The sequence below is a fragment of the Nocardioides humilatus genome (assembly GCF_008373755.1).
Taxonomy (GTDB): domain Bacteria; phylum Actinomycetota; class Actinomycetes; order Propionibacteriales; family Nocardioidaceae; genus Nocardioides; species Nocardioides humilatus.
Genome location: NZ_VUJV01000001.1, coordinates 942,036 through 957,162 on the forward strand (window position 1 = coordinate 942,036; position 15,127 = coordinate 957,162).

Sequence of the window (15,127 nt, forward strand, 5' to 3'; positions counted from 1 at the left end):
GTCAGCGGACGAGGACGTCGGCAGAGTCCCGTTGGACCACCAGCTCCTGCAGGCCGTCCTCGATCGCCCGCGCCGAGTCGCCCTCCACCGAGACGGAGAACGGCCAGTCGCTGTAGACGACGCTCAACGTCACCCGGCCTTCGCGGTTGACGCCGTCGTAGCGCCACACGGTCTGGACGACCCGGCCACCCGATCGGACGAGCTCGCGGTTGCTCCCGCGGTCCTTGGACGCGTAGCTCGCTTCAGCGAGTGCAGGCGAGCGCCACTCGTTGTAGCGGATCAGCACCTGGTCGCCGCTGCTCGTCTGTCCGTAGCACTGCCAGACCGCGAGCTTGGCCAGGGTCGGACGAGCGCGCCCGCACTCGCTGCGCTCGAAGCTCGGATACATCCAGGCGATGCCCTGCACTCCGGCGGGAGCCGGACACTGTCGAGCGGTGCGGGCCGTCGACCCGTCCCAGCACTCGATCTTCGGTGCGCCGTTCTTCGTCGGCGCCTGCGATGGCCGGTCGGTCTTCCTCGGAGCCGCGGTCGATGAGCGGGGTCCACTCGCGTCGGGATCCGGACCGCCCTTGTCGTCGTTGCCCAACATCACCACGGCTCCGGCGACGGCACCTCCCAGCACGATGGCGCCCACGATCAGGGCGGCGACAAGCGCGCCCTTGCGTGATCCTCCGTGAGTTCGCTCCACCGGCGGCGGCACTGGAGGGGGCGCAGGAGGGGGCGCAGCCACCACCGGCGGCACCCATCGGGCCGGGGCGATCGTCGGATCGGCGATCGGTGGTGCGGCGACAGGCGGGGCGACTGTCGGAGGCGCGGCGGGCGGCGGCGCAGGCGGCGGCTCGGTGAACACGAAGGGGGCGACGACCGTGTCGGACGTCGAGTCCGCGGCCGGCACGTCGGCCAGCTCCACCAGGCCGTCACTGCCGCCCGACCGACCGGCGGCGAGCAGCGCAGCTCGGAGGTCAGCGGCCGTGGAGAAACGGGAGGCGGGGTTCTTCGCCATCGCGGTGAGGAGGATGGCGTTGATCTCCGAGGAGAGCGGGCCGGGAGGGAGCTGCGGGATCGCCTCGTAGACGTGCCCCCGATAGATCTCCGCCGGCGTGCCCAGGTACGGCGGGTAGCCCGTGAGCGCCGCCCACAGGACGCAGCCGACGGCATAGATGTCCGTCGCGACCGTGGCGTCCTCCCCGTTGAGTCGCTCGGGTGACATGTAGGAGGGGGTGCCGGCGACGCCGATCGTCCGGGACGTCGCCTCGATGTCGACGGCCATCGCGATGCCCAGGTCGCACAGCACCGCCTGCTGGCTGCCGTCCCCGAGCCGCCGGATGAGGACGTTCGACGGCTTGATGTCGCGGTGGAGGATCCCGTTGTCGTGCGCCACCGACAGGCCCTTCGCGACCTGGGCGACGAGCGCCACCGCCTCGGGCGCCGGCAACGGTCCACCGGCGGCGGTCAGCTCTGCGAGGTCTCCGCCGGCGATCAGCTCGGTAGCGATGAACAACAACCCGTCCTGGTCGCCCGCGTCGTAGACCCGCACGACGAACGGCGAGTCGAGTCGCGCCAGGATCTTGGCTTCCCTCAGGAAGCGCCTGCGGTAGGAGTCGTCGTTGGACAGCTCCGGGGTCAGCAGCTTGAGTGCGACCGACCGCTCCAGGCCTTGGTGGACGGCGGAGAACACCACGCCCATACCGCCGCGTCCGAGCTGCCCCGTGATCCGGTAGCGCCCGAAGTCAGAGCCAACCCCCGGCAACACGGCGTCAACGTAGCGCCTGGCGCCACCATGTGGTGGAGAACCGGCATGGGTCCGTGGACCCATCCCAGGATGCTGGGATCCCGCCCGCCACGCCGAGCGTCGGGGATAGCATCCGAGCCTCAGCCGACGCTCTCCGGATGACCATGGGGGACAACCATGAGCCCACGACGCCTGTCGATCGCCGCCGGCGCCCTCCTGATGGTGGGCAGCCTCCTGCTTCCCGCGGCGCATGCCGCCGACGCCGAGATCACGGTGCACGGCACCCAGGTGCGCGTCGCACCCCTCTACTACGGCGGCGCCGCCGACTGCGACGACTACCACGAAGTCCCGGGGTTCTCCCCCAAGGTCAACGCGTCCAGCGGTGATGAAGTGCCTCCCGCGGGCGACCGGTCGTTCAAGTACGTCGCTGAACGCACCTACGCCGTGGGCCCGCAGATCGAGTACAAGCGCGACCAGATGCTGAAGCTCCGCGACCTCACGTCCCTCAAGGTCGACGTGATGTCACCGGACGCCGCCGCGGTGGGCGTCGTGGCCGCGATGTACGAGACCTCCCCCGGCGTCATCTGGTACGGCATCGCCGCGCTCCCCGCTGTGCCGATCGGTCAGTGGCGGACCATCGATGCGACCAACGTGCTGCTGAACTGGCGCAAGAACGCCGACCCGGTCTCGATCACGACCACGATCAAGCAGTTCGCCCTCGACCACGGACCGGGAGCCAACGACGAGCGGAAGGCCCGGGTCGGGATCCTCTTCGGTTGCAACGATGCCGACTTCTTCGTGGACAACCTGTCGATCGGGATCGCCGACAACGACTCCACGTGGGACCTCGAGGGGATGCGCACGCGGGTGGAGTTCCGGCCGATCGGCGGGCGCGACCACGTCTACACCTACCTCAAGCCCGCCTACCTCGAAGTCTCCTTCAAGAGCCCGGACTCGACGGCCACGGTGCTGCGGCAGGAGCTGGTCCACAAGACCTGCAAGGTGGACCACTGCGCCACCAAGCCGTACGTCAACAAGAAGGCCACCATGAAGATCCGTGCCTGGCCTTACGCCGGGTGGCAGGAGTGGGTGCTCTTCGACGGGGGCAACGGGTTCGAGCCGAGTCCGTTCCCTGACGTGATCGAGTGGAAGGCCCAGCCCTACATCGCGCCGACGGTCAACCTGCAGCACCCGAAGAAGGGCCAGACGTTGGTCGTCGGCGGCAAGATCGCCCCGTGCCACCAAGGCCGCGACGTCTGGTTCCAGCGCAAGATCAACGGCCACTGGAAGAACGTCCAGAAGGGCCGGGCTGAGGACTGCAAGACGGGCGAGCGCTCGCCCTTCTCGACCTTCCGGATCGCCATCAAGCTCAAGACTGCTGGGACGTGGACCTGGCGGATCAAGCTCGACAGCCTGGACCCGTGGGTGACCGGCTACTCACGCGAGTTCCGCCAGAAGGTCGCTGTGCCGCACCACCCGGACCCGACACCGCCGCCGAACGACCCCTACATTCCGCCGACCTACACCCCGCCGCCGCCGGCCGACCCGATTCCTCACGGGCGGGCGCTGCCGACGGGCGGGGCTTCCTGAGACGCTCGCGGTCAGCCGCCGACGAAGACGCTCTGGGTGAGCTTGCCCACCTGGATCTCGACGGTGTTGCCGTCGTAGGCGATGGCGGCGTGGTCGAGCAGTGAGCGGCCGTCCTTGCCGACCTCGAGCGGCTTGCGGCAGTTGTAGGCACACGGCTGGAGGATGACCATGTACTCGGTCGAGCCCGGAGCGAACCCGGTGATCTCGACGTTGTAGACGCGACAGATGTGGCCAGCGACCTCGTCCTCCGCGTCGCACGGTGACGTCGACCGGAAGACGCGCAGTGCCTTCGGCTCACTCTTCCCGCACTCGCGGACAGCGTCACTCGCGGTGGTGCCCGCGTCGTTGGTGAACGCCACGCGCACCGAAGTGCACCCCTTGTCGCCGCCTTCGACGGTGGGGAGACTGAACTCGCGGCCGGAGTCGATCCACTCAGCGCCTTCGACGCGCTGATAGGCGACGTCGTAGTCCCGGGACTTCACCTTGGCGAACTTGAAGGCGACTGAGCGATATCCGGCCTTCACTGAAACCTTGGGCGCGTCAGGCTTGGGCGGCAGGTCGGGAGGCGCCGTGGTCGGATCGGTCACCGACTCCGACGCAGACTCCGACACGGAGCCCGAGCCGGTCGGGGTGTCGGCGTTGGCCTCGTCGGCTCCCTTGCCACCGCCGGACCACGGAGCGACGACCACCAGGACCGCTGCGAGGACGGCTGCGACCGCCAGTGCGACGAAGCCGACGACGAGTGCGCCCCTGCGTCGCTTCTTCGGAGGATCGGGAGGCGGGGTGAACGCACCGGGCGGCGGGGGCGGGAGCGGCGTGCCGGGCGGTCGCGCGTTGGTCAGCTCGGGGTTGCTTCCGGGCACCGCCACCGTCGGGAGAGCGACCGGCGGAGCGGGCGGTGCGGCCTCGGCCGCAGCCCACCCTGCTGGTGCCGTGTCCGCCGCAGGCTCCTCGGCCTCGACAGGCGGAACCTCGACCGACGGCTCGACCGGAACCTCGACGGAGGGCTCAGCCACCGGCGGCGGGGGCGGCAGCGGCACCTCGACCGAGGGCTCGGCGACCGGCGGCGGAGGTGGGAATGCGGGCGGGGGCGGCGGAGGCGGGGACATCGGCTGCATCTCGACCGACGGTTCGAAGACCGGAACCGGCGCTTCGAGGGACGGCTCGGCGAGCGGTACGGCGCCCGCCCCGACGAAGCCGTCCATGGGCGGCACCGGGGGCGCCGACGGCGGCACCCCGAGGCTCTCGACGTAGGGCACCACGATGGTGCCGTCAGCGACGGGCGGGGCAGCGGCCACTGGCGGCGGGCGCATGGTGTCCGTGGTGTCGTCGCGGTAGGAACCGCCGAAGGCGAAAGGATCGATGCCACGCAACGCGGTCAGCACCGCGGCGACCGACTCGTAGCGCGCCGCCGGGTCCTTCGCCATGGTCGTGGCGAGCACCTGGTTGAGCGTGGCCGCGTGCGGCTGGTCGAGCTCCAGCTGAGGCACCGCACCGTGCACGTGGCCGCGGAAGATCTCGGCCGGCGTGCCCTGGTAGGGCGGGCCGCCCGTGATGGTCGCCCAGAGCAGGCAACCCAGCGCATAGATGTCGGACGCGGCCGTGGCGTCCTCACCTTGGTGCCGCTCCGGCGACATGTAGGTCGGGGTCCCGATGACGCCGACGGTCAGCGTGCTCTCCGAACCGGCCACCGTGGCGATGCCGAGATCGCAGAGGATCGCCTGGCGCCGACCGTCGGAGCGCTGTCGCAGGAGCACGTTGGAGGGCTTGATGTCGCGGTGGAGGATCCCCGCCTCGTGCGCCTCGGCCAGCCCTTCGGCAATCTGCACGACCAGCTCGATGCCGGCGTCGATCGGCAGCGGGCCCGTGGTGTCCAGGACCTGCTTGAGGTCTCCCCCGTTGATCAGCTGGGTGGCGATGAACAGCCAGCCGTCCTGCTCGCCGGTGTCATAGACGCGCACTATGTGCGGCGAGTCGAGGCGGGCGAGGATCCGGGCCTCCCGCAGGAAACGGTGGCGGTAGGAGTCGTCGCCGGACAGATCCGGGGTCAGCAGCTTGAGCGCGACCGGACGGTCGAGGTCGCGGTGGACGGCGGAGAAGACCACGCCCATCCCGCCACGGCCCAGCCGCCCGGTGATCCGGTAGCGGCCAAAGTCAGATCCAACCCCGGGCAACACGGCGTCAACGTATCTGGAGCGGGCGGCCCGCTGGGATGAGTTCCGAAAACACGGTCACGGTCACGACGCCATGTTCGAACGGTGCAGCCAGGATCGTCCATGGGGCCATCGCCCCATGCGGGCCGCCCCTCTAGGTTGGCGGCATGTCCAACCTGACGCCGCCCCGCCCACGGGGGACGGCGGCGACCGTCGCTCTGGTGGCCCTCGTCGTCGCGATCGCCATGGGTGGCCTGTGGTGGGCGCAGCATCGTGATCCGGCCTCCGGCGGCGATGGAGCGTCGCCGACCCCGAGCGAACGGACCCTAGGTCACACCGCCGGGGCGACGAAGAAGCACCCGAAGAAGGGCGACAACAACCAGCCCGGCGGCGACCGCGGGCTCGGCGACAGGGCCGAGGACCTCGCGGCGGCGGCGCCGTCGGACCCGCGGGTCGTCGTGATCTCGGTCGACGGGCTGGGCTCGCGGTGGGTGACTCCGTCGACGACACCGACGATCGCCGACCTGCTCGCCACCGGCGCCGGCACCCTCAACGCACGGACCGAGGTCGAGAAGACCGTCACCCTGCCGAACCACACTGGGATGGTGACCGGCATACGAGTGGACGCGGCCCAGGGCGGCCACGGCGTCACGTGGAACCACACGTCCACCCGGTCGGTCGCGCCCGGCACCTCGTCGGTCTTCTCGATGATCGGCGCTGCCGGCGGGACGAGCTCGGTCTTCGCCGGCAAGGACAAGTTCGAGATGTGGGGCCGGGCGTGGCCCGGCATGATCCAGCCGCTGACGATCAACGAGGACCAGCCCGCACTCGTGTCCTCCGCGATCGAGGAGCTCCGCACGACCGACGACGACCTCCTCTTCCTGCATCTGGCCGGGCCGGACTCGGCCGGGCATGCGCAGGGATGGGGCAGTCCGTCGTACCTCCGCGCCGTCGCGCGGGCTGACGCCGACATCCACCGCGTCGTGTCCGCGATCCTCGACGACGACGAGCTGGCAGACGACGTCTTCGTGATCGTGACCGCCGACCACGGCGGCCTCCCCGGCCAGCGGGTGCACCTCGACCGCACGCGGTCCGAGGACTTCACGATCCCGTTCGTCGTGTGGGGTCCGGGCATCGCCCAGGGCGACCTCTACGCACTCAACCCCGACTACCGCGACCCCGGCACGCAGCAACTGGGGTACGACGGCCCGCAGCCGGTCCGCAACGGTGACGTCGCCAACCTGGTGACCGACCTGCTCGGGATCGACGCCGTCGAGGGCAGCGAGTTCGACGCCGCCCACGACCTCGACGTCGAGAAGTAGCGTCAGGCCCGCTTGCCCCTGAGGTCGCGGAACGGCCGCACGTCGAGCTCGCGGATGATCGCGAGGTACTGGTCGCGGTCGGCCGCGTAGATCGTGACCGACCACAGCGCCGAGGGGTCCGCGAAGTAGACGGCGACCTTGTAGCCCACGTCCGGATCGCGCGACTCCACCTGGAAGGCGCGCAGGTCGGCCCGGCCGCTCGGAGGATCGATCGACACCGGGCCGTTGCCGCCGTAGTAGGTCTCGAGCGCGCCGCGGGACCGCCACTCGCTGTAGTGGAACCGGACCCCGCTCGGGGAGCACTCGATCTCCGCGTCACGCTGGACCCCGGTGTTGCCGTAGCAACCGCTTGCCGCAGCCGACGGGAAGACCCAGGTCAGACCGTCCTGCCCGGTCGGCAGGCCACAGGCGGCCAGGGCAGCGACGCGCTTGCCCCCGTCCCAGCACCGGAAGTCGCGCGGCTTCGGGGTCGCGGACTTCGTCTGGCCGACGTCGGACGTCGGCGCCGCGTCGCTGGTGGGCGCGCTCGTCGTGCGCTGATCCCGGGTCGGGGAGTCAGTCGCCGCGGTGCTTCGGTCGTCGTCCTGCCCGCTCAGGACCAGTACGACGCCTCCGGCACCCACGGCCGCCGCGAGCAGCGCGGCCACCACCAGCACCAGCACCGGCATCCTCCGCTTCGGTTGCCGGGGCACCGGGGGAACCACGACCGGCAGCGGAGCCGGCGGTGGCGTCGGGCGGACCGTCACCTCCGCGTCGGCGAAGAGCGGTCCGTTGACCCGGGGCGGCGGGAAGTAGGCGGGCGGGGGCGGGATCGGTGCGGCCGGAGGCGGCGGAGTCACCGGCATGGGCACCGGCATGGAGCCGGGCATGGTCACGTCGGCGGGTGGGGGCGGTGGCGTGCCCAGCTCGCCGCCGCAACGCGCGCAGAACCGTTGGTCGTCGTGGACGGCAGCCGTCCCGCAGAGCGCGCAGTTCATGGTGGCGGAACTCTAGTTCTCGGGAGGGGTGCCGTCAGCCGGGTCGAATTCGTGGATCACCTGGGTGGCGAGGGCCCGGGACCACTAGCGTGCGGCTCTCGACTGTGGATGGGGTGATCGACCCATCGACAGCGGGAGGTCGCCTCCCTGAAGGTGGAGGTCGCGACTCGGGCGATGTCCAGCAGTCATGTTCATGGGGGATCGATGGGGCCGATGCTCAGGAAGCGTCTCGCAGGCGCGATCCCGAGCCAGCGCACGCGCACCGTCAGCACCTTCGCTGCGCTCACCGTCGGCCTGGCAACGCTCGCAGTCCTGCACGACGGCGTGAAGGTCGAGGACCTCGATCTCCACGACGGCGGTGTGTGGGTGACCTACCTCGACCTCGACGGCGCTCCGGTGGCGGCCCATCTCAACTACGAGTCGCGGGAGCTCGACAGCTACACGCCGCTGGCTTCCTTCACCTCCGACCTCAGCCAGGAGGCCAACGACGTCGTCCTGCACGACCTCGGCGGTCACGGCATCCAGTCCGTCGACACCGCGACGTGGGCGCCCTCGTCGACGGCCAAGCTCCCCAAGGACGCCGTGGCCACGCAGGGCACGAAGGTTGTTGCCGTCGCGGACGGCCGTTCGGGATCCGTGTGGGCGTTCCCCGCATCGCAGACCAGCTCCTTCGACCCTTCGACGCTCGTTCCCGTGCTCAAGGGAAAGGCCGGGGTGCGGGCGGTCGTCGGCAAGGACGACGTCATCCACACCGTCACCCCCGACGGCACCCTCCGCGACCTGACGCAGCAGGGCGACACGTGGCAGGTCGAGGAGGCCGGGCAGACGCCCGACATCACTGACGGCGATGACGTCGTCCTCAGTGCTGCCGGTTCCACCGGCGTCGTGCTGAACCGGACAGCCGGATGGGTCGCGTGGGAGGACCACCGCGCCGATCTCGACAACGCCGAGTCCCTCGAGCTCCAGCAGCCCGGTGACCCTGCGGAAGTCATCGCCCTCGCCGGGCCGTCCGGTCTCCTGGAGGTCCCGCTCAACGGCGACGAGCCCGGCCCGCCGATCGAGGCGCAGGCGGGCGGCCGACCAGCGGCGCCCGTCGTGGTCGACAGCTGCACCTATGCGGCCTGGGCACGCACCGGTTGGTACGTCCGCGACTGTGACGGCGAGGGCGACGACATCAGTGACGCCTATCCCGAGGAGCTCTCCCGCAACGGTCTGACCGGCTCCGACCTCGTCTTCCGGACGAACCGGAGTGCTGTCCTTCTCAACAACGTCGACAACGGCGACATCATCCTCGTCAACGAGGACATGCTGGTCCTCGACGACCCGTGGCAGACCATTCGCCAGCTCGAGCGGGACAAGAAGAACGACCAGCACCAGCAGTCCGACGATTTCCACCGCACCGACAAGAACCAGCCGCCCCACCCGGCCGACGACAGCTTCGGTGCCCGCGCGGGCCAGCCGACGACCCTCCCGGTGCTCGGCAACGACACCGACCCCGACGGCGACGTGTTGACCCTCAGCCTGGCCAACGGCGAGGACGAAGTCCCCGGCCTGGGCGAGCTCCAGCTGGTCCGCGACGCTCGCGCGGTCCGGCTGGTCGTCGACCCCAAGGCCACGGGGACGCACACCTTCACCTACACGGCGGACGACGGCCGACCGGAAGGTACGGCGACGGCCCGCGTCACCGTGAAGGTCAAGCCGCAAGATGACAACGCCGGCGTCCGGCTCGTCACGACGAAGCGCCCGAGCGCGATGACCATCCGCCAGCGGGGAGCCGGTGAGCACCACATCCTCCAGGAGTGGGTCGACCAGGACGGCGATCCGTTCTGGGTCGACAACGTGGACTTCCCCAAGGGCACGACCGGGACGTTCCGCCCCGACGGCTACATCCGGGTCGTGGACGACGGTCGGGAGAAGCCCGGCGACCGGACCGTCAAGGTGACCATCACCGACGGTCGCGACACCGGCACGGAGACCGTCGACCTGGCCTTGACGGTGAAGCCCGCGAACGGCCAGGCCAAGCCGGTCGCCCAGGCCGACTTCGTGACCGGGCTGGTCGGCCAGGAGGTCGAGGTCCGTCCGCTCCGCAACGACCTCAACCCTGCCGGGGACGATCTCTACCTGGAGCTCAACCGTCAGGTCCCGCGTGACCTCGACGTCGAGCAGAACAACGACGGCTCGCTGACGATCGTCGGCCGCAAGGCGGGCACGGCCTACGTCGAGTACTCGGCGAGCAACACCTCCGGAGCATCGACGGCGGTGATCCGCGTCGACGTCGTCGCTCCCGAGCGGACTCTTCCACCGATCCCCGACGACGACCTCGCCGTGCTCCCACCTGGCGGTGACGTCGTCGTCCCCGTGCTGGCCAACGACACCGACCCTGCCGGCGGTGTGCTCGTCGTCGAGTCCGTGAACCTCGACGGCGTCCGCGGGGTCATCGCCGAGGTGCTCGACCACGAGCTGATCCGGATCCGCGGGCGCGGACTCGGCACCAGGCCGGCAACCGTGCCCTACACCGTGAGCAACGGGACGCGTACGGCGACCGGCACGGTCACGGTCGTGCCCGACACCCGGGACCGGACCGGCGCCCCTGTCGCGGGTGACGACGCCGCCGTCGTACGGACCGGCGACGTCGTGACCGTCGACGTGCTCGACAACGACATCTCGCCCTCGGACAGGCGCCTCCACGTCGCCCACGACGTCAAGGTCACCCAGGGAGGCAACCTCGGGCAGGCCTTCGTCTCCGAGGACGAGGTGCGCTTCGTCGCGACCGGCAAGGAGGGCGAGGCCCGGATCCGCTACGACGTCAGCGACCCGCTCGGCAACGTCGACAGCGCGATCGTGCGGATCACGGTGCGCCCCGACGGGCCGAACTCAGCGCCCGAACCGAAGCCGTTGACGGCTCGGCTCTTCCAGGGCGGCGACGTCGTCATCCAGGTGCCGCTGGAGGACATCGATGCCGACGGCGACTCCACCACCCTCATCGGCATCCAGGAACCGCCGACCAAGGGCTCCGTCGAGGTCGACGGCGACACCTTGACCTACACCGCCACCCTGCCGGGCAGCTCTCGCACCGAGTCCAACTACCTCGGCACCGACACGTTCACCTACCTCGTCGAGGACCCCGGCGGCGCGGTCGGCGAAGGACAGGTACGCGTCGGCATCGCGGCACAGCCAGCCACCAACAAGCCTCCGATCGCGATCAGCGACGAGCGCACCGTCCAGCCCGACCGGCTGATCGCCGTGCCGGTCACGATCAACGACATCGACCCCGAAGGGGAACCGGTCAGCCTCGCCGACGTCACGGTGGTCGACGGCGAGGTCGACGCCCAGGGCGTCGACGGTCGGGTCGAGCTGCGCACCCCGGACGAGGACGGGACCGTCCGGGTCCGCTACACGATCAAGGACAGCCTCGGAGCCACCGCCGAGGGGCAGCTGGTCGTGACCGTCGACAAGCGCGCTCCCGCCCTGCCGCCCATCGCGCGCGACGATCGTGTGCCGCTGTCCGAGGTCGTGGGTGAGGACCACGTCACGGTCGACGTCCTCGCCAACGACGAAGACCCCGACGGAGCAGTGTCGGAGCTCGACCCGACGACGGAGGTGGCGGGCGTCGAGCCCGACGCCGACGGACGGCTGCGTATCCCGCTCAAGGCCGAGCGCCAGGTGATCGTCTACAGCCTCACCGACGACGACGCCAAGACCGGTCAGGCGGTCGTGATCGTGCCGGGGACCGACTCGGCAGCCGCGAAGCGGCCGGTGCTCGACACCGACGCCCGGCTGCCCATCTCGGTCACCGCTGGCAAGACCGTCAAGATCTCTGTCGCGAAGTACGTGAAGGTCCGCCAGGGCCGTGAGCCCTCGCTGCCCTTCGGCGAGAACATCCACGCCGGCCCCGGCCACGACGGATCGGACCTGAAGCCGAAGGACGAGGCAGTCATCGTCTTCGGCGCCGCCGAGGACTACTTCGGACCGACGTCCGTGACCGCGACCGTGACGGACGGGACCGGCGACGACGACACCGACGCCCAGTCGGCCGTCATCACCTTCCCGATCTGGGTCAAGCCGAGCGGATCGACCCAGCCCCAGCTGCGCGTGCCCGAGATCAGCGTCTCGGCGGAGGAGCCGTGGGTCGGCGACCTGTCGCGACTGGCGACCGACCCCGACCCGGGTGACCAGGAGAATCTCGAGTTCAGCGCGGACAACGAGGACTCGGGGCTCGACGTCCAGGTGGACGACACCCAGCTGACGGTCGCCCTCGACGGCGGCGCGGAGCCCGGCAAACAGCTGCACTTCGACCTCGTGGTCGAGGACGGGTCGACGGCACCCGTCCGGCGCACCATCGTCGTCCAGGTGCTCCAGTCGACGCGGCCGCTCATCACGACCGAGCCCGTCGAGCTGGACGCCGACGCCGGCGAGGCGACCGAGATCGACCTGGGCGACTACACGACCAACCCCTTCGAGGACGACGGGAAGGACCTCTACGTCGCGGGCGAGCCGGTCGCCGTGCCGGGCGAGGCCGAGATCGACCTCTCAGGCCTCGACCTCACCATCACCCCGGACGCCGACTACCACGGGACGATGGTGGTCTCCTACGTCGTCGGCGACTTCACCGAGCTCGACGAGCGCGAGGTGCAGGGCGAGATCCTGCTCCACGTGCGCGGTGCCCCCGAGGCCCCGAGCGCGCCGACCGCCGACCCGACGGAGTCGAAGACGGTCCAGGTCGACTGGCGCGCGGGCGACAACAACGGCGCGCCGATCACGCGCTACACGCTCGCGTGGGAGAGCCGGGGTGACAACGGGGCCCAGGAGATCCGGGGCGCGACGACCAGCTACACCGTGAAGGGCCTCAACAACGGCGAGTCCTACCGGTTCAGGGTGAAGGCGACCAACGACGTCGACGACTCCGCGTGGTCCGACTGGTCCCGCGAGGCCGTGCCCGACCAAGTGCCCCTCGCTCCGACGAAAATCCGTGCCTCCTTCGGCGACGGCAAGATCGACGTGAGCTGGACCCAGCCGCACAGCAAGGACGACGGCACTCCGGTCCACACCTACCAGATCCGCTACAACGGCCAGACCACGACGACGTCCGGGGCGCTGAAGGTTTCGTTGACCGACGTGGCCAACGGCACGGATTACCAGATCAAGGTCCGTGGCATCAACGATGCCGAGCAGGTCACCGACGGCCAGCAGGGCGCCAGCCAGTGGTCGACCGTCGTGGTCGAGCACCCCAACGGCGAGCCGGTCGTCATCGGGACTCCCACGATCGTCGCCGACGGGCCCGACGCCGACCCGTCCGCAGAGATCACTTGGGCCCCCGACGACAAGGGCGACCCGGTCCGCAAGTTCGAGGTACGGCGGGCTGGCGGTCCGACCGTCTCCTGCCAGAAGATTTCGGCCACCTCGTGCCGGGTCGCGCTGCGCGAGGGCCAGGACGACGCCTTCCAGGTGCGACTCTTCAATCGTGACAACCGCGAGGTCGGTTCGATCGACGGTTGGGGCGACTGGTCGAGCGCGACCGCCGCCGTACGCGGGGCGACACCGCCGGGCGCCGTGCGCAACCTGACGGTCTCCCCGACGGGGAACTCGGGAGAGGCCCGGGTGACTTTCGACGAGGCGGACCGTCACGGCGCACAGTCGATCCAGTACTACTACCGAATCGGCGGCGGAGGCTCGCAGCCGATCACGAGCCCCGCAGTGATCGGCGGGTTGCCGAACGCGACCGACGTGACGGTCACCGTCTGGGCGGTCACCACGGCCAATGACAAGCAGTCCGCGCCTGGGCCCGAGCAGGGCGATCGCGTCAACACGTTCGCGCCCTGCTCGGTGAGCGTCTCGGCAGGTTCGGCCGGCTACGAGAGCCACACCTTCAACTGGTCGGTCAGCTCCAACGGCCGGTCGTGCAGCTGGAGCGGCGACGGCCCGGGCGGCGCACCGCAAGGCAGCGGCAACTCGGGGAGCGGCCAGGTCACCAAGAGCGCACCGCAAGGGGGAGGCACCAGCCTGACCGTGACGGTGCGGACCAACACCTCCGGCGACGACCCGGCGGTGGGCTCGCAGTCGGCCAGCGCCAGCGGCACTGCCTGGGCGCGGTCCTACGACGACTGGGACACCACCGGCGACACCTGCGCGCTCTTCGGCGGCAGCTGCCGGTGGACGCAGGTGACGCTGAGCAACTGGCGTCCCAACTCCAACGTCTACTGCTTCATCGGCGGCGTGTCCGCCCCGGACTGGTCGCACACGTTCCACGTCGGCGACAGCGGCGGTGGCCATTGGGCCCGCCCGGACACGTGGCAGTGGGACCCCAACGCTCCGCAGTACAACCCCAACAACTACGACGGCCAGCTGTGCCAGCAGAGATGACCGAGGAGATCAGATGCCCATGACCCCCGAGAACGCCGCGTGGTTCGCGCAGACGTTCGGCAAGCTGACCGACAACATCGGGCAGGCGCTCCTCGGCAAGACTGACGTGATCCGCCTCGCGCTCGTCTGCATGCTGGCCGAGGGTCACCTGTTGCTCGAGGACGCACCCGGCACGGGCAAGACCGCTCTCGCTCGTGCGATTGCCGCGACCGTGCACGGCTCGCACAGCCGGATCCAGTTCACGCCCGACCTGCTGCCCTCCGACATCACCGGCATCACCATGTATGACCAGCGCACGAGCACCTGGGACTTCCACAAGGGTCCGATCTTCGCCTCGATCGTGCTCGCCGACGAGATCAACCGGGCCTCCCCGAAGACGCAGTCGGCACTGCTCGAGGTCATGGAGGAGTCGCGGGTGACGGTCGACGGCGTCCGGCACGACGTGGGCCGGCCGTTCATGGTGATCGCGACCCAGAACCCGATCGAGCAGGCCGGCACCTACAAGCTGCCCGAGGCGCAGCTCGACCGGTTCCTGGTCAAGGCGACGGTCGGTTACCCCGACCGAGCGGCGGCGCGGATGATCCTCGCCGGGTCGGCCAACCCCGACCGCACCCAGCGCCTCCAAGCAGTCGTGGCCGCCGAGGCGGTCGCGCAGATGATCGACCTGGTCAAGGAGAACCACGTTGACGACGCGGTCCTCGACTACGTCCAGCAGCTCACGGAAGCCACTCGCGACGACGCCGAGACCTCGCTCGGGGTGTCCACCCGCGGCTCGATCGCGCTGGTCCGCGCGGCTCGCGTCCTCGCGGCCGCTCAGGGCCGCAACTACGTGACGCCCGACGACGTCAAGGCACTGGCCAGCCCGGTGTGGGCGCACCGCCTGGTGCTCGCACCGGAGGCCGAGTTCGCCGGGTCGACGCCCGGCCAGGTCATGACCCGAGTCATCCAGACGATCCCTGCCCCGCAGCAGCGCGGCGCGAGCTGAGGACGACG

Annotated in this window: 7 protein-coding genes; 4 read left to right on the forward strand and 3 right to left on the reverse strand. The window is 70.3% G+C overall.

Annotation, left to right across the window (positions count from 1 at the left end; genetic code table 11):
• Window position 1 precedes the first annotated feature (1 nt).
• Window positions 2–1,753 carry a serine/threonine-protein kinase gene (locus tag F0U44_RS04430; protein WP_188113316.1) on the reverse strand — a complete coding sequence of 584 codons (1,752 nt, stop codon included), beginning with the start codon at window positions 1,751–1,753 and terminating at the stop codon, window positions 2–4.
• 156 nt (window positions 1,754–1,909) lie between these two features.
• Between F0U44_RS04430 and F0U44_RS04435 the strand changes: the two genes are divergently transcribed.
• Window positions 1,910–3,322, forward strand: coding sequence for a hypothetical protein (locus F0U44_RS04435; RefSeq protein ID WP_149726999.1), 1,413 nt, complete (start codon window positions 1,910–1,912; stop codon window positions 3,320–3,322).
• A gap of 11 nt (window positions 3,323–3,333) precedes the next feature.
• Here F0U44_RS04435 and F0U44_RS04440 read toward each other — a convergent pair whose 3' ends face one another.
• Window positions 3,334–5,499, reverse strand: a complete 2,166-nt coding sequence (locus F0U44_RS04440; RefSeq protein WP_149727000.1) for a serine/threonine-protein kinase — start codon at window positions 5,497–5,499, stop codon at window positions 3,334–3,336.
• Window positions 5,500–5,642: 143 nt separating this feature from the next.
• On the opposite strand from F0U44_RS04440, the gene F0U44_RS04445 reads away from it, so the two are divergent.
• On the forward strand, window positions 5,643–6,797 hold the full coding sequence (locus F0U44_RS04445) for an alkaline phosphatase family protein (protein WP_149727001.1): 1,155 nt from the start codon (window positions 5,643–5,645) through the stop codon (window positions 6,795–6,797).
• A gap of 2 nt (window positions 6,798–6,799) precedes the next feature.
• Here F0U44_RS04445 and F0U44_RS04450 read toward each other — a convergent pair whose 3' ends face one another.
• The gene (locus F0U44_RS04450) at window positions 6,800–7,774 is read right to left on the reverse strand and encodes a hypothetical protein (RefSeq protein WP_149727002.1); all 975 of its coding nucleotides are present in this window, start codon (window positions 7,772–7,774) and stop codon (window positions 6,800–6,802) included.
• 213 nt (window positions 7,775–7,987) lie between these two features.
• Between F0U44_RS04450 and F0U44_RS04455 the strand changes: the two genes are divergently transcribed.
• Both F0U44_RS04455 and F0U44_RS04460 read left to right on the forward strand, forming a co-directional pair.
• Window positions 7,988–14,134, forward strand: a complete 6,147-nt coding sequence (locus F0U44_RS04455) for an Ig-like domain-containing protein (protein WP_149727003.1) — start codon at window positions 7,988–7,990, stop codon at window positions 14,132–14,134.
• A gap of 13 nt (window positions 14,135–14,147) precedes the next feature.
• Window positions 14,148–15,119, forward strand: a complete 972-nt coding sequence (locus F0U44_RS04460) for an AAA family ATPase (protein WP_149727004.1) — start codon at window positions 14,148–14,150, stop codon at window positions 15,117–15,119.
• The last annotated feature ends 8 nt before the right edge of the window (window positions 15,120–15,127 follow it).

Excerpts from the sequence above, each read along its gene's own strand:
- F0U44_RS04435 (WP_149726999.1), top strand. The coding sequence starts at position 1,910 with ATGAGCCCACGACGCCTGTCGATCGCCGCCGGCGCCCTCCTGATGGTG.
- F0U44_RS04445 (WP_149727001.1), top strand. The coding sequence starts at position 5,643 with ATGTCCAACCTGACGCCGCCCCGCCCACGGGGGACGGCGGCGACCGTC.
- F0U44_RS04450 (WP_149727002.1), bottom strand. The coding sequence starts at position 7,774 with ATGAACTGCGCGCTCTGCGGGACGGCTGCCGTCCACGACGACCAACGG.
- F0U44_RS04455 (WP_149727003.1), top strand. The coding sequence starts at position 7,988 with ATGCTCAGGAAGCGTCTCGCAGGCGCGATCCCGAGCCAGCGCACGCGC.
- F0U44_RS04460 (WP_149727004.1), top strand. The coding sequence starts at position 14,148 with ATGCCCATGACCCCCGAGAACGCCGCGTGGTTCGCGCAGACGTTCGGC.